Below are 26,601 nucleotides of genomic sequence, written 5' to 3'. Positions count from 1 at the left end.
TAACTAGATTGTCGACCTGTTCGATTCTGGATTGGTGATTTAAAAATGATTGAGATTCACCTAGAGTCCAAAACTCTTCGTTATAGATTTCTTCTTTGGGAGAACTCATTTATGTCTTTGATCAGGACAGGTATGAACTTAAGTTTTAGTTTTTTAAGCAAGTTAGCTCTAGTGAGCTTTCCAGTAAGCGAATTAAAGAAGAAAAATAAAATACACGATTATAGCCAACTAGCCTGGGGAACTGACTACGTATTTGAGCGCCTCAACCAAGGAATGATCGGATATCTGACTGGAGTAGGGAAAGGCGTTAAACCCTGCGATCGCATTATTTTACGAGAAGGTTGTGAATCTTATCAATATCAAGTAGAAGAAGTTGATTATTATTCCGATCCATCTGATATGTGGATAGCTTTGCTTAAGCAAGTACCTATTGACTAAATATTAAAGTCAACCAGTTACTTCAATTATATCTGTGAAAATTTTCCCTATCTTGCTAGACGAATAAGAGAAAGCGTATATCTATTTTAAATCGATCAAAAAATGAGCTATTAAAGTATTCCTTTCGTAGGATAGCAAGTAAAGATGCAGAAGATTTGGGTTATCTTTATCAAGGTGCATCACTGAACCATCAACTGCTAAATGGTGATGATCTATCCACCGCTCCTGCGAATCTAGTAAAAAACTGAAGTATGGGCTGGCATCTGGATGATTTTTCGTTAATTCATCGTAGCTTTGATAAAAAGGAGGTATGCCAATTCCCATAGGCATATATAAACCTTTAGGATACTCTTCTACAGGCAATTGAGGAAGCTTTTTAAGATTAATGCCACTGATGAGTAATTTATTTTGCTCACTAGTTTTAGTATCTGTAAATACTAACTCAATTTCTTGTAAATTTTGTTCAATGCCAATCGGTTTAATGTTCCTTAAAATAGTTTTATCAAATTTGCCTATTCTCCAGTATTGATTTCCCCAAGACTTATTTTGATCGTAAAATCCTGGTGGTCGAAAACTGGCAAATTTAATTTCATTTTTAGCATCGTAAAAATCTCTCCATTTTGTAATATTTTTCGTTAGTGTAGTTCTAACTTTTCTACTCTGCTCTCCCGACACAATTATCCTCTCATCAAGGGGGAATTGAGTAGCAACTTCTTTTTGATCGAGTACGTTTCTCAGAAGATTACTTTTGACTATTGTGCCACTTGGATCTTGCCAGTGTTCTAATTTCCACCAATGCTTCCAATAAGAAATATTATTAATTTTTTCAAAAATATTTTTGTAATTTCCCATCGGGAAGGTAAACCAACTTTGATAATAAAGGGATTTATTACCATCCTCTTTAGTGAAAAGTAAAATTTCCCAAAATCCTGCATTTAAGCAATTATTAGCCAAAGCCACTTCTACCAGATTTTGCTTTTCAAAACCGTCTCCGCCGCTAATTTCTATATTTGGTGAGTTAGCAGGAAAACTAACCTGTTGTCTGTTCCACTCCCGGTCTGTAAAAGCGATTATTTCTAAAGCTTGATCTTTTTTAACCCATTCTGGTGCTTTCGGGACTAATAGCTCTAAATCAACATTTTTTATAATGATTTGCGCCGTTTTGTTGTCTGTTGGCTCAATCACAAAATCGAAATGTGTATCATATCTCTTAATAATTGTTAATTTTCTCTGAGAATATCTTTGAAAATTTTTACCTAAGGGTGCGGGATTGACTGGATAATCGACATTAGATAATTCTTGTAAGTTTACACTCATCTTATTATCAAATTTATATCTGGATTTAAACCAGAAGCCAGCCAATCCCAGCAAACCAATACATAGAAGAAGGGTGCTAAATAAAATCTGTTTATTCGTGACTCTAAAATTAAGCTTGCCAAATCTGAAAATGCCTGCATTTTTTTCCTTTGCAGAAGTGTTTTTCATGGGATAGATTAATTTTTATGAGAATGGTACTTAACAGCATACTGTTATGTGAAACTGATTTTTCATTCTCATTATTAAAGGTCACATTAATAAACAATTATCTAAAATTAAGGGGTTTAATACCCATTTTCTGCTGACTTTTCACAGTTTCTGGAAAACCTCTCTTCTATTTCTCTCTCTTTCTAGGCTACGGTGTACACATAAGTCTTTTAAAGTTGTCCTACAACTTTTTGATCCACTCCACCCAGTCCCGCGGTAAATTGAGGGCAAAAACCTCTCAAAGTCCTCCAATTTATCGGAGGATTTAGGAGGAACTACAACATTTTGGTTTTGTAGAGAGATGTGCAATAGTTTTCGGTTAAGGGGGAAAGGGTTTGAATTTCCCTTTCCCCATTGCCCTTTAACCTTTCCCCAGACCAAAAGAGAGATTATTGGGTTTAACCGAAAAGTATTGGAGAGATGTGTATACACCTTAGCCTAGAAGAAGAGAGACTTTGAATTTCCTCCCAGTCAGGATTTTAGTGACGAGTGTAGGAACGCTCAAAGTGAGTTTTGAGTGTCTGAGCCATAGCGGATATTACAATTGCTGTTATAGAAACCGATATTGCTGCTATTCTGATTCTAGAATCATCTGCAAGTATCCCTACAGCAGCTAAAGCGATCGCTATCCCTATACAAATTTGTCTGACTTTATTTGTCACTTGATAAGCTTGATTGCAGGAATGACAAATAATTGTATGTTGCGACAATCGGTCTAATGTTATCAACTTCTCATTGGACTCGCTATTACCGACATTTTTTGAGGTGGAATAACCTTGATAAAACGGCAAAGATGATCCAAATTTATCCAACCACTTGCGATACTCGACCACCAAAGTATCAGATGTCTTCAGAGGTAAATACACTTCTTTAAGATTTTTTTTCAAACGCTCAATTTGTGCTTTTTGTTCAACAACTAATTGCAAATCACCTTCCAAGATTTTGTTTCTTATCAAGATGTGATCTAACCAAGGAGGCATCAGCTTGATTTTTTGGGTAAAAGAGTTACTATAATTTCTGATGAGAATCCGACATCTATTCTTACCTAGTGGAATTGAATACAAGGCTGTGCCCCCAAATTTACCTTGCTGTGCATTAGCAAATTTGTAAAGAATCAAATTAGGAGCAATGAAATCTAATGAAATCCAAGGCAGATTGGGTTTCCGTGTTCGTCGCCACCTTCCCTTAATTCCCTGAATATTGCTCTCAATGACTTCTAGTTCCAACGCTTGAGCATCTTCTCGACTTCCCATGATGCCATCATGACTGATTGGAACATGAGCCGGATCAATAATATTTTCAATAAAATAGCTTTGGTCGTAAGGTAGGTCACGTACATAGTCTAAGTTGAAGCATTCCGGCTTGTTCCAATCTGGTAGTGATGGAATTAGCTCATCAATAGCTGTTTCGGCTTCACCTGCCCACATCCAAATGATACCTTGACGTTCCAAGACTTTAAAGGATGGCACGCAAGCATTTACCGGAATTTTTGCATCGCTTGGTAACTGGGGAATGTGTAGACATTGACCATTATTGCCAAACTGCCAACCGTGGTACGAACATTCTATTTTGCCGTCAATAATTTGTCCATCAGAAAGTCTAGCTGCACGGTGAGAACAACGATCTGTTAAACAAACAAGCTGTCCATTTTGGTCTTTGAACAAAACGAAGGGTTCTTCATATAGCGAAAAAGTATAAGGACGATTTGTAGGCAAATCTTGCAGAAAACAGACAGGATACCAAGATTGTCTCCAGTTAAATTCCTGCTGATTTTCAAGTGTTTCAAAGGTAGAAGTTGATGATGTCGCCTGTAGTGTCTCTGTTTCTAATGTCATCGTTTTCTTCAGGTTTATGCCATTTTAACTTTTATAGAAAACTCCTATTTAATTTTTGAACATAAAATTACACATAATGTCTTATTCTTACCCAACAAGCGATGTATATAACATAACAGACACTGAGTTGTTGAGAGGAAATCTGCGGTTAGAGGAAGTAAGCGTAGTTTATGACCGCAAAGTTTTTCTCGCCTAGATGAAGCTGAATATAAAATAACGGAAACGTCTCAGGCTCTGCCCCTAAATTCTGACTTCTGAATTCTTCAACAAAAGCTGCTCGTAATCATCTGGAGTATCTAAGTCGAATACACCTTCTGGGAAAGGAACTGCTAAAACTTCTTGAAGATATTTTTTAATTATATGTCTTGCACCATCTGTACCACTTAGTGTAGTTAGTTTTGCAAAGAAAGTGCGGTTAAATAATGCAGGAACACCTAGAGTGTCTGCATATTGTGAAGCAACGATTGGTTTAAGAGTAGTTTCGTGAACTTCAACAAGTTGATTGATGAGTTGAGGTGAAATAAAAGGTTGATCGCATACCATCAAAACAACAGCTTTTGCTTCTTTACTGATTATATTCAGAGCTTCTATGCCAACACGAATAGAGGTACTTATTCCCTCACTAAAAAGTGGATTTTCTACAATATGTACTTGTTCTGAGTTAATCTCTGGTTTGATACGTTCAGCGTATGACCCTAATACAACGATAATTGGATGGCAAACTGAAGCGTTCGCCACTTGAACTACATGCCTAATCAAACTCTGTTCACCGTAAAGTAGAAGTTGTTTTGGTGTTCCCATACGAGTAGATGCACCAGCAGCAAGAATAATTAGACCGACATCAGACATTTGATTTTATCTCCATGAATTGAGCCAAGTCGTGACCTCAGCATTCCACCAGTGCGATTTGCCAGCACTGCTTGAATTTCTGCTACGATTGACAGTGTGATCGCTTCTGTTGAATCTGCACATCTGAATACTTATGGAGAAGAAGAATAAGCTTTTGTCCATAAGCATTCCAGTGATTTGTGCTATTAAGTAGTGAATAGTTTAGGCGATCGCTATCTCTTGCAGTCCGAATATTTCTTGTAGGTAGAAAAAGTTTAGTCGTTTATGAAACACTCTTTTTTATCCGAATAAGCTAACACAATAAATTCTCAAAGAGAAGTTTAGTCAAAGTTTGGGATTAAGGAAGCAAGCTTCTCTCACCAGAGTTAAAACAGTATTAACGTTTCTGGCAAATTTCTGAAACATTACCCAAATGCGATATCACAATTGTCCCAGTGTGACTGGTATTTTATTGCAAGTCCCTAACTTTGCTCTGCTTGCTTGGCGATATACTTCTCAAGCAAGAATTGCTTAAGTTGCGGTTGTTCTAAGTTTAAACCAAGCTCTTGCGCTTTCTGGCTAATTTCCTCATAGGTCAGACCTTCGCTAATAGCATTGGCAATCAAGGCAATACCACCAGCCCTTGCTCCAGCCGCACAGTGAATTAAAATTGGTTTGGGTAAGTTTTCAATCTCTTGGATTGCTGCCTCTGTTAGCTCTTGATTTGCTTCTGAAGGCTTTAACGGGATATTGGCATATTGCAATCCAGCAGCTTGGGCTTGCTGCTGTTCATCACTGAGAAAACCTGGTTCATCGGGAGAACGCAGGTTTAGCACCGACTTAAATCCCTCTTGGGCTGCCTGTTTTAACTCTTCAGGAGTTGGTTGTCCAGCAGCGCTCAAGTCTTCACTAACTTTTTTAGTGTTGCTCATAAAATACACTAGTTAGATAGGCTTAATGTAGTATATTAGCAATTCCGTTCAAAAATCTAGGCTTTTCCTTAATCAAAATTCTGTAATAGTTGGCTCATATCATTTGCCTACATGAGATAATTTCCTATTAATTATTTTATTCTGCACAAAAGAAATTAGCTCAGTATGCGTATGCAGCAAAAAGCATCAGACCATAACATAGAGTTACCAATTCATCTGTGTGCTAAAACAATTGCCCGACGTTTAATGGCCGCAGTTATTTGCCTCACCTTAGCAGGCGCTCTAAGTTCCTACTTCTGGTTCACAGAGTTTTCCTTCCCAGCTAGCAAATGGTTTTACGAACTATTTAGCTTAGATAAAGAATTGAATATTCCTGCCTGGTATTCTGCATTTTCTCTATTATTTTGTTCGGGATTACTTAAAGCAATTACCGCTATTAAGACGGAAGATCGCTATTTCTCTGGCTGGAAAAACTTATATTTTATATTTGTATATTTGAGTTTGGATGAAGCATTTAGTTTTCACGAGCTTTTGATAATTCCGTCAGTGCGAGAATCGCTTAATCTCAATCCTATATTTTTCCAAACCTGGGTGATACCTGGTGCTATTCTAGTGGGAGTTTTTGCATTTAAATATCTAAAATTTTGGCTTCATCTCCCTTACAAAACACGATATTTATTTCTAATTGCCGCAGTTGTTTATGTGAGTGGAACTTTAGGTATGGAGATGGTGGGTGGACTTTTGAGAGAAGATTTTGGGCGACACGGACTAATAACGTTAATTGGTATAGTGGTTGAGGAATTTTTGGAAATGACTGGAATTGTGATTTTTACTTATACGCTGTTAGCTTACCTTAGCAGTTTGAGAAAAAGCCTTCAAATGAAAATCTATATATCTGAAAATTAATTTAAACAATTCGTAGTTCGTAATAGCGCTCTCTACGATCCACTATTATCTTAAGATGGCAACACGAATTCCGAGCATTAATCCGCATTGTTAACTGTTGCTTGGCTCAAAATCTAGTGCATAATTGAATCGCAATTTAAAATTTCCATAAATGTTTGCCAAACAGAAACTGGAATTTAATTGGTGCGCTCCGGTATCTGGGGATGGATTCTATTTAGGTTTGCCCATTTGGGAACGTCCTCCCAGTCTTGAGTATACAGTTGAGATTTTTAAAACAGCAGAACGATTTGGGTTCCGGCAGGTTCTAATTGGTATGGGTTTCAACCACCACATTATGGAGGCTTGGACTTTAGCAACGGCAGTTTTAGCACTTACCATTAGTGCTGGAGCGATGGTAGCTGTGCGTCCAGGGTTTTATTCTGCTCCAGTATTGGCAAAGATGGCTGTTACCTTAGATCATATCAGTAAAGGTCGCCTTTCTCTTAACATTGTCACAGGTGGAAGACCAACAGAACAGGCAATGTATGGTGATTATTTAGATCATGATAGCCGCTATCGTCGCACTCGTGAATTTATGCAAATTTGTCGGCAGTTATGGTCAACAACTAATTCCTTTGACTATGAGGGAGAATTTTATCAGCTCCATCAAACTCGGTTAGAAACATTACCTCTGCAACCGTCTGGTCCGTTATTTTATTTCGGTGGTGCAAGCGAGATGGCTCAACAAGTGGGTGCAGAATTTGCAGATGTTTATCTAATGTGGGGAGAAGCACGACAACAACTAGCTGACCGAATCAACCAGATGCAGCAATTAGTTAGCAATTGCGGACGAAAAAAAGGGGTACGTTATGGATTAAGAATTAATATTATTGCTCGAACAACTGAAATCGAAGCTAGGGAAACAGCAAAAGAAATGCTGGCAAAAATTTCTCCACAAGTATTAGCTAAAGCACGAATTACTGAATTTCCCAATACCAAGCGGGAAAGTGTCGGTCAAAGTCGACAATGGGAATTACGGGGAAATGCTGATGAAGATTGGTATGTTGAACCACTGCTTTGGGCTGGTATTTCTGTGGTGCGGAGTGGTGCGGGAATGGCTATTGTTGGTAGTTATCAGCAAGTGGCAGAGCGTCTTTTAGAATACATAGACTTGGGAATCACAGTTTTTATTTTGTCTGGTTATCCCCATTTAGAAGAGTGCGAAAATGTGGGACGAAATATTTTGCCGTTAGTTAGAGAAAGTTATCTTCAGAGAAAGTAGTAGCAACTTGGAAAGCAAAGGCAACTCTTAAAATTAAAGCTTCGGTATAGGAATTACCAACAAGTTGCAATCCTATAGGTAAACCCTGACTGCTTCGTCCACAAGGCAGTGATATTGCAGGTAAACCCAGAAAACTGAAAGGTATCATAAATCGCTGATTGAATCGATAGATTTTAGCATCTGCGTCAATAATAGGTGCAACCATTGGTGTTGTGGGTGTTAGCAAAATATCCACTTCCTGAAACAGTTTTTGCCGTTGCAGAAAACATTCTTCCTGTTTCTGCTTTGCTTTTTTGTAACTGTGATAAGAAATTTTTACTCCTTTAGATAAATCGCTTTGTACTTTAGCTCCAAATATATTTGAGTTTGTAGTATAAGCTGCTTGCAAAGCTTGATGGAATTCATAAAGAGCAATAGTGGAATAAGTCACCTCATCAAATTCCTCTATTAAAAATGGAGAATTTATAGTGATAATTTTCGCTCCAAGTTTTTTAAAGATGGATATGGCATTATAAATTGCCTTAGCAATTTCTGGTTCAATTCCCCGAAATGTATAGTTATTAACTATGCCCAATTTTAAGCCGTTGATATTGGTTGTTAGAGGATACAGTTGTTTGAAATTTGTGGAGAGCGGGAAGAGTGCAGCATCAAGTAAAATGGCAATATCTTCTACACAATTTGTCAAAAAACCAACTGTATCAAAACTACGAGCGCGGGGAAAAATACCTTCATTGCTAAGTAATCCGTAAGTTGGGCGTAGTCCTACCACTCCTGACCAACTGGCGGGAACTCGAATTGAACCACCAGTATCAGTACCAATTCCAGCTAAACAAAGGCGTGCAGCAATAGCGGTTGCACTTCCACTAGAAGAACCTCCTGATGAGTGGTTGTGGTTCCAGAAGTTGCAAGTATTTCCATAAAAAAGATTGTTTCCAGAAAGGTCAGCCGCAAATTCGCTTAAATTTGTCTTACCTAAAATTACCGCACCTGCTGCCTTGAGCTTTTGGACAATTACACTATCAGATAATGGTATGCGATCGCACCAGCCCTGATTTGTCAGTTCGCAAAAAAGTTGTGAACCAACAGTAGTTTTTACTCCTGCTGTATCAATATTATCTTTTACAACAATAGGAATCCCGTGTAGTAGCCCGCATTGTTGACCGTTGATTCGCTCAAAGTCCTTTTGAATAGCAGCTTCTATAGCTTCTTGTTTTAGAACTGTAATAAAAGCATTGAGTGTAGGATTTAACTTTTGGATACCTTCGAGATAATGCTTGACTAACATACTGGAAGTTAGCAAGCCACTTTGCATTTGCTGACTTGCTTGTGCGATCGTTTTAGGGATAGAATCTGCTTCCATGTTGGAAAAAGCGATGAGAGTGGAATGGCACTAAGAAAAGCCTAAACACTTGTGGTTTAAGCAGTTTGTATCTGTTGTGCCTCAAGGAGACAAATGGTACATCTACTGTCGTGCCATAATGGTACGCATCTCGGCTTCTGTGTCTTGAGTCAAATCTCCACTAACATCTATGATCGCACGATAAATCTTGCCCGTAAACTTGAAGGGTGGTTCATAATCAGGTGTTACAGGCGCACCAGGGGCTATCCCACAGGTCACACCACTGGTCAGACCTAGTGCTAAGGGAGTAGTTACAGGGACATCAGCTTGTCCGACTAATTTCCCATCGATATAAAGTTGGGCGTGACCCGGCGATCCTTTCCCCTTCGCTAAATCTGGCTGACCCGTCACTTCAAACTCAAAGCGCAACTGATGGCGACCCTCTGGGACTGACTCTACAGACTCGACATGATAGAGCGATCGCGCTACATAGTTATGAACCCAGTGAAGTTTACCATTTTTGACATAAAAGGAGTAGCCACTATCATTACCCCCGTGAGCAAGTAATACTCCTTCTGCGCCACCGATGGGAATTTCGACATCAGCCGTAATACTATGGGGACGATTTAACACTCTAACGGCACTATTGGCTGGAATCGCCTGAGTATCGGGATAGTAAATATAGCGGGTACGATTGACAGCAATCTGAGGACGTTCTTCTGCCAATCGTTGCGTGCCACGTCCATCCACGGGCAACACATTATATTTACCCGCCTCTACATACCAAGTAGCAATCATCTCAATTAGCTTAGGGCGATTGTCAGCAGCAATGTCGTGATTTTCCGCAAAATCCTTAGCGACATGATACAGTTCCCAATGATGGGTATCCAAGTCTGTAAGGGTTTGGGCTGAGATTGGCGCACCAAAAAACTGCCCTGCTTCTGTAAATGATGGCCCAGGCCAAGGACAAACCGCCCGCCAGCCATCATAGTAAAGAGAGCGATGTCCCATCATCTCGAAATACTGGGTAAGATGCTTAGTGGGTGCGTCAGTTTTATTAAAAGTATGGGCGAAGCTTACACCTTCAAGGGGGGATTGAGTAACACCCTTGATAGTTGTGGGTGGTTCAATTTCTAGTAGGTCAAGCACCGTCGGCACAAGGTCAATGGCATGGGCATACTGAGTACGGATTTCGCCTTTTGCCTCAATGCCTTTAGTCCAATGGACGATCAAAGGATCGCTGATTCCACCCCGATAGGTTTCCCGTTTCCAACGACGAAAAGGCGTATTACCTGCCCAAGTCCAGCCCCACGCATAATGATTGAAGGTTTCTGGACTGCCTAGCTTGTCGAGTGCCTTGAGATTTTCCTCTAGGGATTCTGGCACATTGTTAAAAAATAGGTTCTCATTAACCGAACCAGTGGGCCCACCTTCCGAACTTGCCCCATTGTCCGAGATGACCATAATTACGGTATTGTCGAACTCCCCGATAGATTTGAGGAAGTCGAGTAAGCGACCAATGTGGTAGTCAGTATGGGTTAAAAAGCCAGCAAAGACTTCCATCATACGGGCATAAAGCCGTTTTTCTGCTGCTGAGAGAGTATCCCAGTGAGAGACATCGGGATCATGGCGGGAGAGTTCGGCATCGGCGGGGACGATACCCATTTGCTGCTGACGGGCAAAAACTTTTTCCCTGTAAGCTTCCCAACCATCATCAAACTGTCCGGCGTAGGCATCAGCCCATTCTTTTGGCACATGATGAGGGGCGTGCATCGCCCCAGGACAGAAATACATGAAGAAGGGCTTATCGGGGGCAACCTGCTTGGCATCAGCGATGAAGCTAATTGCTTTATCTGCTAAGTCTTCAGTTAAATGGTAGCCTTGTGCAGGGGTCTTTTCTGGTTTAACGGTGTGGTTATCATAAACCAATTCGGGATAATACTGGTGGGTTTCTCCTCCCAGAAAGCCATAAAAACGTTCAAAACCGCGACCGAGAGGCCAGCGATCGTAGGGGCCGGCGGCAGAAAGCTGGTCTGAGGGTGTTAAATGCCACTTCCCGATCGCATAGGTGTTATAACCCTTCTGTAGTAATATCTCCGAGAGAAACCCATTTTCAAAGGGAATATTCCCATTACCACCGGGATAACCGGTAGAACCTTCTGTAATGCAGGACATGGCGTTGGAATGGTGATTGCGCCCAGTCAGCAGACAAGAACGGGTGGGTGAACACAACGCTGTCGTGTGTAAATTGTTGTAGCGCAAGCCATTGGCGGCTAATGTGTCTAAATTGGGTGTTTTGATCGGACTTCCGTAACTCCCAAATTGCCCAAAGCCCGTATCATCGAAGACGATAAATAGGATGTTTGGTGTACCTTCTTTGGCTCGCAAAGGTTCTGGCCAAGCAGGGCTGGATTTATCAACTGTCCGTCCTATGACACCGGGGAAAGTCTTTCCGGGTTTGTATTCACGCAGAGACATAAACCAAAACTCCTTATCTAGGTTGACGAGTGGCTGACTCATAACGAGTTAATTTCCCGACTCAATCCGGCTAATCTGCGCTTATTCCAGATTGAGTAAGGAATACCTACAAAAGCTCCCAAAATTACATAAGCTACCAGCGTCGGAATCACCTGCTGCTGTATATGATTCAAAATAGCGATAAATAAAGCTAAACCAAAATTGCGAGCAATACAGAAAATCGCTAAGATAGACCGCATATCATCATCAAGTCTGCCTAAAATATGTCCAATTCCTAGAGAGGCAATCACCATAATCGCGATCGCTACGAGTGGTAATTGCCAAACTCTGGAAAACAGTGGCAGCCCTAAGATGCACGCTAAAATAACCAGTATTGAAAAGACACCATTAGCAATAAAAATCAAAGGTTTGGCAATCTTTTCGGCAAATGTAGGAGCGAACTTTTGAATCAAAAGACCGAGACTGACAGGCAATATCTGTACCATAATGACTTGTCGGGCAACTTCTAAAATCGCCACCTTTTGTGAAATACTCTCAAATAAGGCGGCGAAAATCGCCAAGGTGAGGGGAGTAACAAAAACCGCAAGTATTGCCAGGGTTAGCTGAAGACTCGCTGCGTAGGATAAGCTGCCTCCAGCCCTTTGCGTTCGCTTTGTGCTTAGAGGCGCACCTGGTGAAGCTGCCAACAAGGCCAACCCTATCATCACTTCTGATGGTAAGTTAAACAGTTTCAGCAAGAAAATAACCACTAGAGGAACTAGCACAATAACGGCTAGAAGCGCACGGAATACTAAGGCAGGTTTTCGCCAGAAGGAGAGCATTTTTTCAAAAGAAAGGTTGCTCCCGATGGCTAACATCAGAGAAAAAATAGTGATTTTAACGAGAATCAATAGTAAAGGATGATCCATGCCTTTAAAATGGCTAATACTGGGTGTGGCCAAAAATAGTCGCTTCCCAAGTCACAAGTGATGTAATTGGAATTGTCATTTAAAATTTGGCAAAATAAGCTAATCGGCATTTAAAGTGTAATAGAGTCACTGTTTGCCTTGTTTCTTTACTCTTAATGACTAACTCGCCCTGATTCAATAGCTTATCTAGTAAAGATTTCAACTCATCTACTGATTGGAATAAACGACAAGCAATTCATTCTTTACAGAAATACCAGACTAATTTAATGATGTTGTAAGCCGGATTATATGCGGGGAAAAATTTTAGTAGAAAGTTATTGAGTTATTGGGTAACTAATCTAGCAATATCTTGACGTTGATGAAAACTAGCATTAGAGACTTGCAGAGAAATAAGATACTAGCTAATGTAAAGGTTTGCCACTCAAAGTGGGTGTAAATGGTGGCTAGGCGGTTAAATTATCTGGCTGATGATTATCCCACTGCTGACAACCAATCACAGAAGCCGGATTTGCACAACGGCGCGAAGTTAACAACCACGCATAATGAGTGTATTTGTTTGAGATGATGAAAAATTTTACAAATTGTTTTTGGTTTAAGTGAAGCGGAGAATTACAAGCCTCTCTCCTAAAAAAAGAGAGGTTTGTGAAATGTCCTAAAATTACTGATTATGCGTTGAAAATTTACCATGCTATTTGATGCGTTTAAAAATCGTAAATCTCCTAAAATCGAATTCATTAAGACTGCCCCAACCTGGCGCGTAGCTTGGGGAACAGTTGATGAAAGTTATGAAAATATAGCTTGGCGAGATGAAAAATTTTCTGTAGTTTTACCACGTACAACTTCTGGGTTTCTGACGGAGAAATTAGCAATCAGTTCTGGAGGACGATTTGTTGTTGTTGGTGATGTTTGGTTAACGAACCAAGTGCAGTTACTGCAAAAGTTAGGGATTGAACCGGATAGCTTTCAAGGAAGTTATCTGCAAGTAGTTGCCAATCTTTGGGAACGATGGGGTAATGAAAGTCTTCACCAACTTGTGGGGATGTTTGCGCTAGTGGTTTGGGATAGAGAAAGACAAGTATTGAAGTTGGTTCGCGATCGCATTGGTGTTCGGACTCTCTATTACACTACCACTGGTTCGGTTCGTTGGATTGCGCCTCAACTGAGAACTTTATCACCTCACCGTTCATCCGAATTAGATTTGGTAGCGTTGCGAGATTACCTTTGTTGTGCCTTTGTTCCAGGAGAAAGAACGCTTTGGGAACAGGTGCGCGAACTACGACCTGGAACTGTTTTAGAATTTCCCGACCACAAAGTTGAAGCTTATTGGCAGCTTCAAGAACAGATTGTAGCAGTAGATCAACCCTTAGCATGGCATGGCGATCGCTTGCGAGAACTCCTAGACCAAGTTGTTCAAGAATATTTACCCCCAGCAAACGAACCCGTCGGCGTTTTTCTTTCCGGTGGTTTGGACTCTAGCTGTATCACTGCTTTAGCAGCGAAATTCCACAAAGCACCAGTTCACACCTTCTCGATTCATTTCGGTTCCGAATGTCCCAATGAGTTAGAATTTTCCAGTCTCGTTGCATCCCATTGTCAGACGCAGCACCACATTTTAGAAATTACTTTTAAGGATATGTGGTCACGCCTACGGTCAACAATGGCATATTTAGATGACCCCATTGGCGACCCACTGACTGTTCCCAACCTATTGCTAGGACGACTGGCGAGAGAAAGCGTAGAGGTAGTTTTAAATGGCGAAGGTGGCGACCCCTGTTTTGGTGGGCCAAAAAATCAGCCAATGCTCATCAATAGTTTATATGGCTCTGTCACTAATCAGGATGCATTGCAAGCTTATTTAATTTCCTTTCAAAAGTGCGCTGTTGACTTACCGCAACTTTTAAAACCAGAGGTTTTGACAGAGGTACAAACAGCACCTTGGGTTTTTGAAGAAGATTTATATTCCCAAGCCAGCTATCTGAATCGTTTGATGGCAATGAACATCAAATTCAAAGGTGCTGACCAAATTCTGACGAAAGTCAGTAACTTGACTCAAGCAGCCCTTTTGCACGGTCGTTCTCCTCTGTTTGACCAACGAGTGATAGATTTAAGCATGGAAATTCCTCCAGAGTATAAGCTTTCTGGAGTGGAAGAAAAAGCAGTTTTAAAGCAAGCTATCGCAGATATCTTACCAGAGGCAATTATTCATCGTCCCAAAAGCGGCATGATGGTGCCTGTGCAGTTAGGATTTCGGAAATATTGGCAGCAAGAAGCCAAAGATTTATTACTAAATCGGAATGCAGCTATCACGCCTTACTTGAACCAGTTACCTATTCGTAATTGGTTAAACTATCAAGGAGATACTTGGAGTCGTTATGGAGTAAAGCTTTGGTTGCTTGCAAGTTTAGAAATTTGGTTACAGGTGAATCAAAAAGCGCGGTAGTAAAAACAAAAAATGAATACACGATAACTACAGCCAACTTTGGAAAGTAAATAAGTTTGTAGTAAAAACTTGAGTTTTTGTATCAATAAGCACTAAAAAGCTTAATATTGCCAGCAGATTTCTACCGTACTGTACTAGTCAATAAAATATTTTTTTAACTACAATATTAACTTCATTCTGGAATGGTAATTTTCTGCTGTGTATTTACACGTAGATAAAAATAAAATCTAGAGTTCTAATAAAAATTACAGAGAACAAATTAATGACACAGCCTAACTCGCAAGATAAAAATAGCTTTCTTTACCCTCGTAGCCGATATTATGGTAAATTCCAGCCAGAGACTTTAGCATTTAATGCCAACCTCCAAGAATTTGCCCAAAGAATTACTTACATCTCTTGTCTAGAAACAGGCGGAAAACTATCTCCAGAAGAAGCTTACGAGCAAATTAGGGCGCTTTGGAAACAGTTGAAACATAGCAAAAAGGAACTGTCTATTGGCGTAAATAAATGAAAGCTAGTTTTTGGGCATAGGGCATGGGCAATAACTAGCAATGCCCTATGCCCCCTTAATTAGCTTCCAGCAAAGTCCAGAAGTAGCCATCTGGCGCAATGAAAGAGAAACTCGTCTCGCCAAACTCATTACTAATAATATCTGTAACTTTTTGTACAATACTTGCTTTAATGCGATCGCAATACTCCTGTATTCCCTTAACTCGATAGGTGTATAAAGACATACCCAAGCTACCTGGTTGGGCTGCCTCAAAGCGCGATTCTAAATTAATAGATTCTGGGAATCGAACAATATAAAGTCTACCACTGCGTGCAGCCATCAGGTCAGACTTAGAAGAACGCGGATCATCAAAAGCAGTAACAATAAACTTTTCACCAGGGTTAAGGTCAAAAATATCTCGACCTGCTGGCGAAGATTCATAGCTAGTTTCGACATCATCACGCACACGCAGTAAACCTAAAACTTCTTCGTAAAACTTGAGGGTTTCTTTGCTGTCATCTTGAGAGATGATTCCTATATGAGTAAACTGACTAGCCTTGAGAGCAGCATTATGATTAACTTGTCCATAATGCGGTAATGTATAGCCAAAGCGTTGAAATAAAACTTGTCGAGCTAACGGTTGAAGTAGCAGCATTTCTCGTACACCAACTGCTGACTCAATAAAAGGACGGCTTTTCCTCTCTTTGTTATAGATGACTTCCCAATAAGGATGAGAGTGCCTAATAGGAAAACCTGCGGCTTTTGCATCCTCTATATGATTTAAGATACTTAACACATCGGTCGTTAAGCTTGTCGCCCAGCGATTTCCCTTAATTTTCATCGATGCTATTCCCAAACCTTCATGGGTGGGGTTTTGCCAAACCATCAACCGAATCAAACCATGATCTGAATTTTGGTGGTAAAGGCGAATTGAGCGTAAAGACGAATTTACTCCATATAATTGATAGGCTACATCTGCGGTTAATTCACCCACTTGACCAATACGATAGCCAAATTGCTCCCAATACTGAATTGCAGAAATTGGCTCTGGAATGCCGATACAGACTTCATAGATACCTTCGATTGCGGTTTGTTGTTCTTGAGCCATAACAATTTTGGATTTTAGATTGGTCAAATAAATAAAGCTTTCGGAAAGATATCTCACAAAGAATCCGAAAAGCAACAACTTTAGGTTGTAGCTTATGATGTACTTTGAAAATCGGGTATAGAGTTCTTCTGATTGCACGTAATCAAGAATCGCCATCAAGTTTTTTTTAACAGGAGTTAAGCGATGACGCAGCGACTGACTCAAGAGCAATTAGCACAAATAGTCACAGAAGTAGAAGGTCTGCAAGTGCGTCGAGAAGCGGAACTAGACCAACAGCAGGTTAGAGAAATTTTACAGGAGTTGAATTTACCGCCTGAGTTACTAGATGAAGCGCTGATTCAGTTAAATCGCCGCCAAGCGCTGGAGGTACAGCAACGCCGCAATCGATGGATTACCTCTGGAGTTGTGGCATTCTTAGTCATAATGAGTGCATCTACAATATTTTTCATCCAGCGACAGAATTCTCTACTCTCTCGTGTTTCAGCTCAACAAGACCGCATCACCTTGGTATCAAATACTGGCGGTGATTTGAAGACAATTTACCGCCAAACCAATCCAGAAATTTTTTACCATGTCACTTTAAAAGATGCACCTTTGGGTAAAAAGCTGGCTCTCTCCTGTAATTGGATTGACCCAAGTGGTCAAATTGTCAAGCAGAACAGTTATCAAACCCGCGAAATTAATACGTCTGTCTGGGATACGCAGTGCCGCTACACGATTAATCCGGCTGCAACTGTAGGCAATTGGAAGGTGCAGATGTTGCTGGAAGGTCGGCAGATTAGTGATGAAACCTTTGAAGTGAAATAGTCTAGATGGGCAACATCCCGCATCACTTTCTTGGCTATTGGGGTTATGGCACTCAACATGAGTTGGAGGCGCTGTTAAATAGCGTTTTAGAAAACCTCTCTCCAAACCTCTCCCCTTGTAGAGGAGAGGCTTTGAACTTTCCCCTTTCCCTTGCAGGGAAGGGGGTTAGGGGGTTAGGTCAGAAAAATAATTTCTCTCTACAAGAAAATTATCCTTTTCCTATTTGGAATGTTGTTCATATAGGAATTGATGGAAATTGTCCACCTCTAAAAAATCAAATTGCTGCTATTTCGGCATCAGGATTATTAACTTCACCCGATGCTTGGGTTCTCCAAGAAAATAACTGCCTAATTTTGGGTAGAGAACCTTTCGGAAAGATGCCCTTATATTGGACTCAGCAAGGACAAGTTATCTGGTTTGCATCACAACTGCAACTACTCTTACCGATTTTGCAACAGTCAGAAGTTAGCATTTCTGGGTTATATGGCTATAGCTGTTTTTCTTACGTTCCCACACCCTTAACCCCTGTTAAGGAAATGTTTGCACTGACGGCGGGAACTGAATTAGTTTGGCAGAGTGATTCTCAATTAGGTAAGCTACAAACACCTAAATCTAAGCACATCTACTCGTGGCGGGAAGCCCCAATCCAGTTAACAGATGAAGCTACAGCAATTACCGAATTGCAAACCCTCCTTAAAGATTCCATTGAACGACAGATTGTCGATTTAAAGGATGAACCTGTTGCGGTATTTCTCTCTGGCGGACTCGATTCTTCAGTGGTGGCGGCGCTGTTGGTGCAAGCAGGGGTGAAAGTCCGCGCCTACACTCTAGATTTTGGTGATGTAGGCATTTCAGAATATCCATACTCTGAACAAGTTGCCCAGTTTCTCAAAATTCCGCTTATTAAAGTTGCAGTAACCCCAAGTTCCATCAAGAATGCCCTAATTCCCACTGTGCAAGCATTAGATTTACCCTTTGGAGATGGCGTGTGTGTTCCGTTGTATCTCTTATCTCAAAGGGCGAGTCAAGAAACTCAGGTAATTTTTAACGGCGAAGGTGGAGATCAATTGTTTGCCGGTTGGACGAACAAACCTTTAATTGCCGCAGGTGTTTATCAGGCAGAAAATCCCACCGGACAGGAAACTTTTATCCAGCAATATCTCCGCACCTTTCACCGTCTTGGGGGATACGAATCTCAAGTTTATCAGCCGGAGGTTTATGCACAGATCCAAAATTTGCATCCTGAAGATTGGCTATTGGCGGCTCTTAATCGTGATGAGTGTCCATCTTTGCTGCATCGCCTCCGCCGTGCTAGTTTGATGCTCAAAGGGGCACAAAATATCCATCCCCGTGCGACTGCATTGGGGTTTGCTCATGGGTTGTGGGTGCGATCGCCTTTTTGTGATTTACCTTTAGCAGAATGGACATTCCGCCTATCTGGAGAACTCTGTTTGCAAGGAGCCTGTGAAAAATATATCCTCAAGCGGGCTGTAGAAAGTTGGCTTCCGCCTGAAATTGTCTGGCGACAAAAGCGTGGGATGGGGGTTCCCTTAACTTCTTGGTGTTTAAATGATTTTTGGCATCAACTAGGCATCTGGCTCAATCCAGAAACACTTCGCGCCAACAACCATTTTTATCCGCATATTGCGGCCCAAATCGTTGAAGGCAAACTAGGAGCAGCTATTCAAGGTCGACGGATTGGTGAAACTCTCTGGTTACTTATTATGTGGCAACTTTGGCGATCGCACGTCTTAAATGAAGAACTAGGTAAACAGTCCTTGGATCATCCTTTTTGGTTACATCGATGGCTATGGAGAAATTACAAAATAATTCGTAATTCGTAATGGGCTACGCCCCGCTACGCTAACGTAATTCGTAGTTTACTGTAACAGTATTCTTGGTAAATGGTATCAAATAATTTAACTCAAAATCGCCTTAATCCCCCATTCTCTAAAGAACTTGCTCAGGAGTTACTGAATAACTATGGTTCTCCGCTTTATGTTTATAATGGCGATCGCTTGCGTGAAACTATTGAGCGGATTACAAAAGCAGTCAGTTATCCTCGCACGCAATTTCGGTTTGCCAGTGTTACTAATGGCAATATTGCCTTGTTAAAAATTTTTCGCTCCTTTGGATGGGGACTTCACGCTAATACCCCAGGAGATATTTATTTAGGATTGCAAGCTGGTTTCGATCCTAGTGAGATTGTTTACAGTGGTAGCAATTTGAATCGGGCTGAGATGCTACAAGTCTTAAATTGGGGAGTTACAACTCTCAATCTCGATAGCCTCGCTCAATTGCAGTTGTGCTGCAAAGTTTTGCCCAAACACAGAGAGAAATCTATTCGGCTGGGTTTACGCCTCAATTTGCCCGAAATTACCGGAGATAGCCGCATTGGTGTGCGTCCTGAAGAATTTGGTGATGCGATCGCTTTAACTCGTGAAGTTGGATTAAAGCTGAGTGGTTTACACTTTTATCGAGGGACTGGAACCAATGCCACAGAAGCATTTACCCAAGTGATTGATGCAGTAATGGCCACAGCACAACTGTTACCAGATTGGGAATATTTAGATTTTGGTGGTGGCTTTGGCTATCCATATCACCACAACAAAACAGCCTTTGACTGGGAAATATTTGGCGCTGAGTTAAGCGAGAGAATTACTCATTTAGGGCGGAAAATTGATTTGGTGATTGAACCGGGACGAAGTGCGATCGCAGGATGTGCAACTTTGCTTGCTCAAGTTGTTTCTGTGAAATGGCAAGGAGAAAAACAGATTGTCGGAGTTGATACTACAGTTGCCAATCTTTCAGTACCATCAGTACACGGTGGCTACCGAGAAATCGTCACCTGGAAGCAAGCAGACAATCCATTCACAACTGATATTTGTGGTAACACTACTTATTCGCGAGATTATCTAAGTAAAAATTGCCAACTCCCAGCGTTAGAAATTGATGATATCGTTGCCATTTTAGATGTCGGTGCTTATGGTTATGCTATGTCGTCTCACTTTTTACACCGCCCAAAACCGGCTGAAGTCTTGCTAGAAAATGGCACACATCGCTTAATTCGCAAGCGGGAAGACTACAGTGTTTTACTAACAAATCAGATTCTTGATAATTCCCCCCTTTTTTAAGGGGGGTTAGGGGGGATCAAGCCTCACCTAAAGGTATTGGCTAACAATTAATAAATAACATTGAGCAACCATTATGAAGTGCATTAACTGCGGAACTGACAATAAACTAAAAGACCGGACAGCTAATCAAGGTCGGTGTATAAAATGCAATCACACCTTTGCTTTTGAACCGACCAGTATGAGTAGTGTTAAGATTACTGACCCTTTTTTTGCAAAGGCGATCGCTGATATTTCTGCAAATAATACCTTGTTTTTCACTCCCAAGCAGCTTTTTTACTTATTAGATAGTCGGGTAAAAGTCAAGTCTATTTCAATATTTGGTTTGTTGTTTATATATTTATTTTTTAATATTTGGGTGCCAGGGTTTATAGGTGGATTTGCTTCGTTGGTGTTTGGTGCTAACTCTTGGTTAATAGCATCAATTCTATTCAATATATGCTTTTTATTATATTTATATAAAAAATTTATATCAAACAAAACAAACATTAACTCTCGCCAAAAATATGCTCGATGTTTCCAAATAATAGGAGGTATGATTATTGCTGTGGGAATTTATGCCAGCTTAATTATATATAACTCGTTTAGTCTATTTGTCATCGCCGTAATTTTAGGGATGCTATCAATATACTGGGGAACTCGACAGATCAGACAAACTAAATTTGCACAGGAGTTTTTATTTTCTCAAAATGATTTTCAAGGTTGGTTAAGCCGATGGCAGAAAATCAATGGTTCAATTCTTAAAATCCTACCTTTTCCGCGTGAGGAAAATACACCAGCTACGGTTAATCCTGATGTGACTGCTTACAGTTTCGATAGATTAGTTGTTTGTGATAGTGCTAATATTGCTCAACTATTAATTGCTAATAATTTTCACTTTGAAAATAACTGTGCAATTCTCAGCATTACTGGATATCCACAAAGCATTTTTGACACCACAATGCAAATGCTACGCCGTAATCCCGATTTAAAAGTATATGCAGTTCATGATTGCAATCCACGAGGAATTGGTTTAGTTCATAATTTGAGAAGCAATGCTAGTTGGTTTCTCAATAACGAGATTGCAATTATTGATATCGGATTAACGCCAAGTCAAATTATCGCCACTAAACGCGGAATGTTCATTCAATCTTCTCCAGATTCGGCGCAAGCAGCTAAACAATTACCTCAAGAAGTTCGTCAAAGTTTGTCTGCTGAAGAATTAGCATGGTTAGAATCTGGAAAGTTTGTGGAATTAGAATCTTTCACTCCCCAAAGACTGATTAAAGTTCTGCAAAAGGGTATTGCTGGTAGTCGAAATCTAGAAAGTGATGACAGTAACTTGCTTTTAGTAGGGGATACTGGTAATGATATGTATGTTGTTCAAAGTTTTGGTTGATCTAGACAGAATGCCTAGGCATAGCCCGTTGCAGACATCACATTTAATATACAAAATTCCCCTCAGACTGGAAGTCCATTGCTCATAATAGAAGGTCGAATTCCTGCTAGAGAGCATTCAATACTTTTCGGATTTTGGGGAAAAGTGGAAAGAGAAAGGATTTGAATTTCCCTTTCCCCATTGCCCTTTAACCTTTCCCCAGACCAAAAGAGAGATTATTGGATTTATCTGAAAAGTATTGAGAGAGCATTCGCTTTTGCAGGAAAATTTTATACAGCAATGACAGTTTTGTGTATATTAGTTTACTTATTCCTAACCTTCTGTTAAATTAACCTTAATGTACGCCAAATCCATTGATTTACTGTACTTGGGTTTTCAGCTACAAACGTGGGTAGCCATCTAGCTCACTGGCAATAGGCGCAAAATTCCATTCTGTCTCTAGGAGGAAAAAGGTAATGGGGCCGATGTTTATTACTGCCAACGATTGGCCACATATAGCGTTTAGATTGTCTTTGGCGCTTCTGGTTGGTTGCCTGATTGGATTTAACCGTCAACAAGGGGGTAGACCAGCAGGGATGAGAACATTTATGCTTGTGAGTATGGGAGCAGCACTATTCGTAATGATTCCTTTGCAGGCTGAAGGTGATAGTCCCTATGCAGCCACCAATGCACTGAGTCGCACCATTCAGGGTGTAGCTACCGGGATAGGATTTCTCGGAGCCGGATTGATTTTACAAGAGTCTCCTAGAAAATCTGCGACACCAAAAGTAAAAGGTTTAACTACAGCCGCCTGTGTCTGGACTGCGGCCGGGTTGGGGGCTGCGATTGGTTGTGGTCTGTGGCAAATGGGATTATTAGGAGGGCTACTGACTCTAATCACCCTCAGTGGGGTAAAGCGGCTCAATCGCGCATTTGTATTTTTGACGAATCAGGGTAAACAGGGGACTGCTCAGGAGCTAACAAACACCTCTGATGAAGATGATGATTGACCGTCGCTACACATCCAGGTGTATTCAAAATCAAGTCAACTTGATTCCGATTCCTTACAGTGTTTGATTGCAGAATAATTTTTGGTTTCTTAGCTAATTTTAATCACTTTATCAGCGCTAATTCAGAGCGATCGCTGATTATAGTGATTAAGTAGGGAATTCCGTACTGGAGTTGATTGGCCAGTTAACCGGAAAATAGAAAATAATAGATATATGGACAAACGGTATTTTTTACAAGCTAGTGCGGTAATAGTCGGCACAGCATTGTTATCAAGGTATATCAACTGGGGGGCAAAAGCGATGACAACTTCTAATAGTGGATTTGAAATTACCAAACCAGAAGAAGAGTGGCGCACTATTTTAACGCCAGAACAGTTTAATGTATTGCGTAAACACGGGACTGAACGCCCTCACACCAGCGCATTAGATAAGGAGTACGACAAGGGTACTTATTATTGTGCCGCGTGTGAACTGCCATTGTTTACCTCTGATACCAAATTTAACAGTGGTACTGGCTGGCCCAGCTTTTTTAACCCGATTGAAGGTGCGATCGCTACTACTGTAGATAAGTCGTTGTTTATGACTAGAACTGAAGTACATTGTAGTCGTTGTGGTGGTCATCTGGGTCATGTTTTTGATGACGGCCCTGCACCCACAGGCAAGCGCTACTGTATGAACGGTGTTTCGCTGAAATTTACTCCCGCCTAATTTACGTTTCACTTTAAGGTTGATACAAATAGGCAGCAGAGGGACAAGGAGGACAAGGAGGACAAGAAGAATAAGGGAAAATTATTAAACAAGTCTCTTCTTTGTCTCCCCCCTCTCCCTTGTCTTCCTTCTCTCTTCCCCCTGCCCCCTGCCCCCTGCCCCCTGCCCCCTGCTCCCTGCCTCCTTCAATGAAGTTGGGAAATAGCGCTATCAGTGAAGCAAACCTCTTCAACCATCGGGGTATAGCCTAGCCACTGCACTCCTGACTGAGCAAATTGTTGTGGACACCCGCTAACGGCGAAACGAGTTGGTAGTGGGAGGTGAGTATTTTTTAAGCCTAGCAAGTCTAACTCTTGGGCACAAGCTGCCACGACATGAACAGCTGGGTCAACTAGCTTGACTTGAGAGGGGAGGAGCGATCGCAATACTGGTGTAAGGTGGGGATAATGGGTACAGCCATGAACTAAGGTGTCAATTTCTTGCTCTAGTAAAGGCTCTAAGTAGGCTCGTGCCACTTCAGCAGTGTAAGGGTCGTGAATCCGGTTTTGCTCAATGAGTGGCACAAACTCTGGACATCCAACTTGCCAGACTTGAACATCAGGAGCAATTTCGAGGATGGCGTGCTTATAAGCATTACTTTTCGCCGTAGCTGGAGTGGCAATTACACCAATCCGCTTTCCTTGCTGCACCGCAGCTTTTGCACCCGGTAGAATTACTCCCAAAATGGGTATATTGAATTCTTGACGAACGGTTTCTAGGGCTAGGGCAGAACTGGTGTTGCAAGCCATAATTACCATTTTTACCTGCTGCTGTTGTAGCCAGGTAAGAATTTCGCGCGTAAATTGTAAAATTTCTGCTTGTGAACGAATTCCATAAGGAAGTCGGGCTGTATCCCCAAAGTAAACAATTGATTCATTGGGGAGTTGCCGATATATTTGTCGCAGTACTGTCAATCCACCCACACCACTGTCAAAGATGCCAATTGGGGCACGTTGGGGTTCTTGAGCAGAAAAATCGTCTAGATTCGCTTCAATGATCGAAGATGAATACACAGGCTGATATTAATTTAGGTTTTGGGATTTAAAATACAGAATTTAACAGACAATCGGCTAATTGACCACTAAATTCTGCACGCCAAAGAATTCTAAATATCACCTTTTACCTCTGTAAGTATTTTAGGATGCCACGAGCGATCGCTTCTGCCATCTGATTTTGATACTCTCGTGATGCCAATCTGGGATTGTCTTCTCGACCAGTCATATAACCTGTTTCTACTAAAATCGAGGGCATAGAGCTTTTCCTGAGAACGTAGAATCTGGCTTTGCGGGTTCCTCGGTTTTTGATTGTATCGATGTTTTGCAGAATGGTATTGCGAACTACTTCCGCCAAAGCATAACCACTATCGTAATAATATACTTCTAACCCATTGACATCAGGGCGATTATCAACAGAATTAGCGTGAATACTGACAAAAGCAGTTGCATTAACTCGCTCGGCAATTTCTACCCGTCCCTGAAGTTCTACGAAAAAGTCAGCATCACGCGTTAGTACTGCTTGTACACCATGTTGCTCTAAAATTGCAGCTACCCTTTTACCAATAGGCAGAATTACATCCTTTTCTAAAAGCCCACCTAGACCAGGAGCGCCTGAGTCTTTTCCACCATGTCCTGGGTCAATCACAACTAGTAATTTCCCTCTCGGAACTGAGGGGCGCGGCTTTGGTTGAGATATAGGACGGGGATTATCTATGGGGTTGGGGAATTGACCTTGGTTTGGCGATAAAGGAGGTAAATCAATAGGCTGCTGTGTAATGCTACCAGAACGTTGTAATTCTAGAGCCAAAAGCTGGTCGCCAACTTGGTTAAGTTCACCAATTTGCACTCCGGCTGCTGGCTGAACCAAGACGTTGACTGTATTAGATTCTTGGGGTTGCAGGCGGACTCGCAGGATAGGGCTATTAGAATTAAAAGTCGGGCCTGTAACTTTGGGAGCTAACCGAGCATTGTTGATGGTAATGCGGTACAAACCAGAGGTTCTATCCCAGCCTCCTGTTGCAGATAAAGCTTGATCTGCTCTAATCAGTAGTTGTGTGCCATTATTAGCCAGTTGCACAGACTCAATAGTCGCTGTACTAGATGGTATGGAGCGTGGACTATTACTATTACCTCCAGGGAACTGGGCAATGCCACGACTGGGCAGAAGCACAAAACCACTACTGTTACTATTAGTTGCTCGCCAATTTTGACTATTTTCATCCACCTGTAAAGTCATGCGAACAGCAGATGGGCTTGTTTGTAGTTGGCTGAACTGAATACGGCTGACACCATAACGATTAATCGGCAAATCGCGTTGCTCTAGACTTGGTGATAAAGTAGCGCTGGCAATGTCGATGTTAATTTCTCTTTGATCGTTGCTACGATTTACCTGAATCTGAGGATTACCACCATTGGTACGGATGAAAAACCCATCGCCTGTAACTTGTAAGTTCTCAATTTGAGTTACCCTGGCGGCAAGCATTCCGTTTTTAGGTGGATTAATAGGGCTTGTTCTCACCACGTTGTAAATATCTCTTGGTGAGAATACAGATGGAGATGTTCTCGGTGAAGGTTGTGTTGCTATAGCTTGTTGTTGCCCACCAGTATTTCTTGAGGGAACATTTTCGGCTACTGGCGTGGGTAATTGCACCATCCAGCGATCACCAGTTCTACCAACAAATTGTACACCCTTGGGGTCTAAAGTATAACCAGGAGTCAGTTCAACGACTATGCGTGTTGTTTGTTCGTCAAACTGCCCAACACGGATAGCGCGAATTGCACCGCCCACCTGTTGGGTTAGCTGCGGACGGCCAAATGTCGTTCCTGGTAAATCAATTACCAAACGAGTGGGGTTAAAAATTAATTGTGCTTGGGGTTGAACATTCCCTAGAGTATTTATTTCCAGCTTGTTTTGATTAACATCAAAACGCCAAGATTCAAGTTTCGCAGCCATTGCGGGCGACGATAGCATGAAGATAGTTCCAATAGTACTGGATAGTAACCAGCGTAATTTCACAGTCTTTTCTCCTGATTCACATTCATGGGAGCCGTCAAAATTTCAATATA

Annotated in this window: 21 protein-coding genes and 1 pseudogene; 11 read left to right on the top strand and 11 right to left on the bottom strand. The window is 41.2% G+C overall.

Features of this window, described 5'->3' with window-relative positions; all coding sequences use genetic code 11:
* Nucleotides 1-111: 111 nt before the first annotated feature.
* Nucleotides 112-438, top strand: a complete 327-nt coding sequence (locus H6G86_RS19685) for a hypothetical protein (protein ID WP_174711484.1) — start codon at nucleotides 112-114, stop codon at nucleotides 436-438.
* Nucleotides 439-519: 81 nt separating this feature from the next.
* Here the strand turns inward: H6G86_RS19685 and H6G86_RS19680 are convergent, their stop codons facing one another.
* The 4 genes from H6G86_RS19680 to H6G86_RS19665 form a co-directional block, all read right to left on the bottom strand.
* The gene (locus H6G86_RS19680; RefSeq protein WP_190935711.1) at nucleotides 520-1,923 is read right to left on the bottom strand and encodes a hypothetical protein; all 1,404 of its coding nucleotides are present in this window, start codon (nucleotides 1,921-1,923) and stop codon (nucleotides 520-522) included.
* 518 nt (nucleotides 1,924-2,441) lie between these two features.
* On the bottom strand, nucleotides 2,442-3,797 hold the full coding sequence (locus tag H6G86_RS19675; RefSeq protein ID WP_190935710.1) for an aromatic ring-hydroxylating dioxygenase subunit alpha: 1,356 nt from the start codon (nucleotides 3,795-3,797) through the stop codon (nucleotides 2,442-2,444).
* 240 nt (nucleotides 3,798-4,037) lie between these two features.
* Complete coding sequence (locus tag H6G86_RS19670; RefSeq protein WP_190935709.1) at nucleotides 4,038-4,646, bottom strand: nucleotidyltransferase family protein; 609 nt, start codon at nucleotides 4,644-4,646, stop codon at nucleotides 4,038-4,040.
* Nucleotides 4,647-5,107: 461 nt separating this feature from the next.
* Nucleotides 5,108-5,557, bottom strand: coding sequence for a protein tyrosine phosphatase family protein (locus H6G86_RS19665; protein ID WP_190935708.1), 450 nt, complete (start codon nucleotides 5,555-5,557; stop codon nucleotides 5,108-5,110).
* 165 nt (nucleotides 5,558-5,722) lie between these two features.
* Here H6G86_RS19665 and H6G86_RS19660 point away from each other — a divergent pair, with 165 nt between their 5' ends.
* Together H6G86_RS19660 and H6G86_RS19655 are read left to right on the top strand one after the other, a co-directional pair.
* On the top strand, nucleotides 5,723-6,463 hold the full coding sequence (locus tag H6G86_RS19660) for a DUF8692 domain-containing protein (protein WP_190935707.1): 741 nt from the start codon (nucleotides 5,723-5,725) through the stop codon (nucleotides 6,461-6,463).
* A gap of 151 nt (nucleotides 6,464-6,614) precedes the next feature.
* Entirely contained in the window at nucleotides 6,615-7,724 is a 1,110-nt protein-coding gene (locus H6G86_RS19655; protein ID WP_190935706.1) for an LLM class flavin-dependent oxidoreductase, read from the top strand.
* On the opposite strand, the gene H6G86_RS19650 is transcribed toward H6G86_RS19655, so the two are convergent.
* The 4 genes and pseudogenes from H6G86_RS19650 to H6G86_RS38730 form a co-directional block, all read right to left on the bottom strand.
* Nucleotides 7,696-9,084 carry an amidase gene (locus H6G86_RS19650; protein ID WP_190935705.1) on the bottom strand — a complete coding sequence of 463 codons (1,389 nt, stop codon included), beginning with the start codon at nucleotides 9,082-9,084 and terminating at the stop codon, nucleotides 7,696-7,698. The two genes, H6G86_RS19655 and H6G86_RS19650, sit on opposite strands and share 29 nt — an antisense overlap.
* 102 nt (nucleotides 9,085-9,186) lie before the next feature.
* Entirely contained in the window at nucleotides 9,187-11,583 is a 2,397-nt protein-coding gene (locus tag H6G86_RS19645; protein WP_242064866.1) for an arylsulfatase, read from the bottom strand.
* On the bottom strand, nucleotides 11,580-12,449 hold the full coding sequence (locus H6G86_RS19640) for a bile acid:sodium symporter family protein (RefSeq protein WP_190935704.1): 870 nt from the start codon (nucleotides 12,447-12,449) through the stop codon (nucleotides 11,580-11,582). The genes H6G86_RS19645 and H6G86_RS19640 overlap by 4 nt, the downstream gene beginning before the upstream one ends.
* A 79-nt stretch (nucleotides 12,450-12,528) precedes the next feature.
* Nucleotides 12,529-12,840, bottom strand: a pseudogene (locus H6G86_RS38730) (transposase); the annotation flags it as partial.
* A 294-nt stretch (nucleotides 12,841-13,134) separates the two neighbouring features.
* On the opposite strand from H6G86_RS38730, the gene H6G86_RS19635 reads away from it, so the two are divergent.
* On the top strand, nucleotides 13,135-14,889 hold the full coding sequence (locus H6G86_RS19635; RefSeq protein WP_190935703.1) for an asparagine synthetase B family protein: 1,755 nt from the start codon (nucleotides 13,135-13,137) through the stop codon (nucleotides 14,887-14,889).
* A gap of 262 nt (nucleotides 14,890-15,151) precedes the next feature.
* Nucleotides 15,152-15,400 (top strand): DUF7219 family protein, encoded by a 249-nt coding sequence (locus tag H6G86_RS19630; protein WP_190935702.1) that lies wholly within the window; start codon nucleotides 15,152-15,154, stop codon nucleotides 15,398-15,400.
* A gap of 55 nt (nucleotides 15,401-15,455) precedes the next feature.
* On the opposite strand, the gene H6G86_RS19625 is transcribed toward H6G86_RS19630, so the two are convergent.
* On the bottom strand, nucleotides 15,456-16,487 hold the full coding sequence (locus H6G86_RS19625; protein WP_190935701.1) for a VOC family protein: 1,032 nt from the start codon (nucleotides 16,485-16,487) through the stop codon (nucleotides 15,456-15,458).
* Nucleotides 16,488-16,670: 183 nt separating this feature from the next.
* On the opposite strand from H6G86_RS19625, the gene H6G86_RS19620 reads away from it, so the two are divergent.
* The 6 genes from H6G86_RS19620 (at nucleotide 16,671) to msrB (ending at nucleotide 23,500) form a co-directional block, all read left to right on the top strand.
* Complete coding sequence (locus H6G86_RS19620; RefSeq protein ID WP_190935700.1) at nucleotides 16,671-17,294, top strand: DUF3859 domain-containing protein; 624 nt, start codon at nucleotides 16,671-16,673, stop codon at nucleotides 17,292-17,294.
* Nucleotides 17,295-17,299: 5 nt separating this feature from the next.
* Complete coding sequence (locus H6G86_RS19615; protein WP_190935699.1) at nucleotides 17,300-19,138, top strand: asparagine synthetase B family protein; 1,839 nt, start codon at nucleotides 17,300-17,302, stop codon at nucleotides 19,136-19,138.
* A gap of 60 nt (nucleotides 19,139-19,198) precedes the next feature.
* Nucleotides 19,199-20,428, top strand: a complete 1,230-nt coding sequence (locus tag H6G86_RS19610; RefSeq protein WP_190935698.1) for a diaminopimelate decarboxylase family protein — start codon at nucleotides 19,199-19,201, stop codon at nucleotides 20,426-20,428.
* Between the two features lie 73 nt (nucleotides 20,429-20,501).
* Nucleotides 20,502-21,803, top strand: a complete 1,302-nt coding sequence (locus H6G86_RS19605) for a toprim domain-containing protein (RefSeq protein WP_190935697.1) — start codon at nucleotides 20,502-20,504, stop codon at nucleotides 21,801-21,803.
* A gap of 455 nt (nucleotides 21,804-22,258) precedes the next feature.
* Nucleotides 22,259-22,792, top strand: coding sequence for an MgtC/SapB family protein (locus H6G86_RS19600; RefSeq protein ID WP_190935696.1), 534 nt, complete (start codon nucleotides 22,259-22,261; stop codon nucleotides 22,790-22,792).
* A 213-nt stretch (nucleotides 22,793-23,005) separates the two neighbouring features.
* A complete protein-coding gene (gene msrB / locus H6G86_RS19595) occupies nucleotides 23,006-23,500 on the top strand; it encodes a peptide-methionine (R)-S-oxide reductase MsrB (protein ID WP_174711495.1) in 495 nt (164 codons plus the stop codon).
* A gap of 185 nt (nucleotides 23,501-23,685) precedes the next feature.
* On the opposite strand, the gene murI is transcribed toward msrB, so the two are convergent.
* Nucleotides 23,686-24,552 (bottom strand): glutamate racemase, encoded by an 867-nt coding sequence (gene murI / locus H6G86_RS19590; RefSeq protein WP_190935695.1) that lies wholly within the window; start codon nucleotides 24,550-24,552, stop codon nucleotides 23,686-23,688.
* Between the two features lie 106 nt (nucleotides 24,553-24,658).
* Nucleotides 24,659-26,551 (bottom strand): N-acetylmuramoyl-L-alanine amidase, encoded by a 1,893-nt coding sequence (locus tag H6G86_RS19585; RefSeq protein WP_190935694.1) that lies wholly within the window; start codon nucleotides 26,549-26,551, stop codon nucleotides 24,659-24,661.
* Nucleotides 26,552-26,601 lie beyond the last annotated feature (50 nt).

Source organism: Nostoc sp. FACHB-133, from assembly GCF_014698055.1.
In the GTDB taxonomy this organism is placed as follows: domain Bacteria; phylum Cyanobacteriota; class Cyanobacteriia; order Cyanobacteriales; family Nostocaceae; genus Nostoc.
Note: the sequence above shows the minus strand (reverse complement) of the source record. Positions and strands in the feature narration are given on the sequence as shown.

What these genes read in the sequence shown, in the direction of transcription:
- H6G86_RS19630 (WP_190935702.1), top strand. Translation starts at nt 15,152, where the DNA reads ATGACACAGCCTAACTCGCAAGATAAAAATAGCTTTCTTTACCCTCGT.
- H6G86_RS19680 (WP_190935711.1), bottom strand. Translation starts at nt 1,923, where the DNA reads ATGAAAAACACTTCTGCAAAGGAAAAAAATGCAGGCATTTTCAGATTT.
- H6G86_RS19665 (WP_190935708.1), bottom strand. Translation starts at nt 5,557, where the DNA reads ATGAGCAACACTAAAAAAGTTAGTGAAGACTTGAGCGCTGCTGGACAA.
- H6G86_RS19660 (WP_190935707.1), top strand. Translation starts at nt 5,723, where the DNA reads ATGCGTATGCAGCAAAAAGCATCAGACCATAACATAGAGTTACCAATT.
- H6G86_RS19650 (WP_190935705.1), bottom strand. Translation starts at nt 9,084, where the DNA reads ATGGAAGCAGATTCTATCCCTAAAACGATCGCACAAGCAAGTCAGCAA.
- H6G86_RS19675 (WP_190935710.1), bottom strand. Translation starts at nt 3,797, where the DNA reads ATGACATTAGAAACAGAGACACTACAGGCGACATCATCAACTTCTACC.
- H6G86_RS19670 (WP_190935709.1), bottom strand. Translation starts at nt 4,646, where the DNA reads ATGTCTGATGTCGGTCTAATTATTCTTGCTGCTGGTGCATCTACTCGT.
- H6G86_RS19655 (WP_190935706.1), top strand. Translation starts at nt 6,615, where the DNA reads ATGTTTGCCAAACAGAAACTGGAATTTAATTGGTGCGCTCCGGTATCT.
- H6G86_RS19640 (WP_190935704.1), bottom strand. Translation starts at nt 12,449, where the DNA reads ATGGATCATCCTTTACTATTGATTCTCGTTAAAATCACTATTTTTTCT.
- H6G86_RS19600 (WP_190935696.1), top strand. Translation starts at nt 22,259, where the DNA reads ATGGGGCCGATGTTTATTACTGCCAACGATTGGCCACATATAGCGTTT.
- H6G86_RS19605 (WP_190935697.1), top strand. Translation starts at nt 20,502, where the DNA reads ATGAAGTGCATTAACTGCGGAACTGACAATAAACTAAAAGACCGGACA.
- H6G86_RS19620 (WP_190935700.1), top strand. Translation starts at nt 16,671, where the DNA reads ATGACGCAGCGACTGACTCAAGAGCAATTAGCACAAATAGTCACAGAA.
- H6G86_RS19610 (WP_190935698.1), top strand. Translation starts at nt 19,199, where the DNA reads ATGGTATCAAATAATTTAACTCAAAATCGCCTTAATCCCCCATTCTCT.
- msrB (WP_174711495.1), top strand. Translation starts at nt 23,006, where the DNA reads ATGGACAAACGGTATTTTTTACAAGCTAGTGCGGTAATAGTCGGCACA.
- H6G86_RS19615 (WP_190935699.1), top strand. Translation starts at nt 17,300, where the DNA reads ATGGGCAACATCCCGCATCACTTTCTTGGCTATTGGGGTTATGGCACT.
- H6G86_RS19625 (WP_190935701.1), bottom strand. Translation starts at nt 16,487, where the DNA reads ATGGCTCAAGAACAACAAACCGCAATCGAAGGTATCTATGAAGTCTGT.
- H6G86_RS19645 (WP_242064866.1), bottom strand. Translation starts at nt 11,583, where the DNA reads ATGAGTCAGCCACTCGTCAACCTAGATAAGGAGTTTTGGTTTATGTCT.
- H6G86_RS19685 (WP_174711484.1), top strand. Translation starts at nt 112, where the DNA reads ATGTCTTTGATCAGGACAGGTATGAACTTAAGTTTTAGTTTTTTAAGC.
- H6G86_RS19635 (WP_190935703.1), top strand. Translation starts at nt 13,135, where the DNA reads ATGCTATTTGATGCGTTTAAAAATCGTAAATCTCCTAAAATCGAATTC.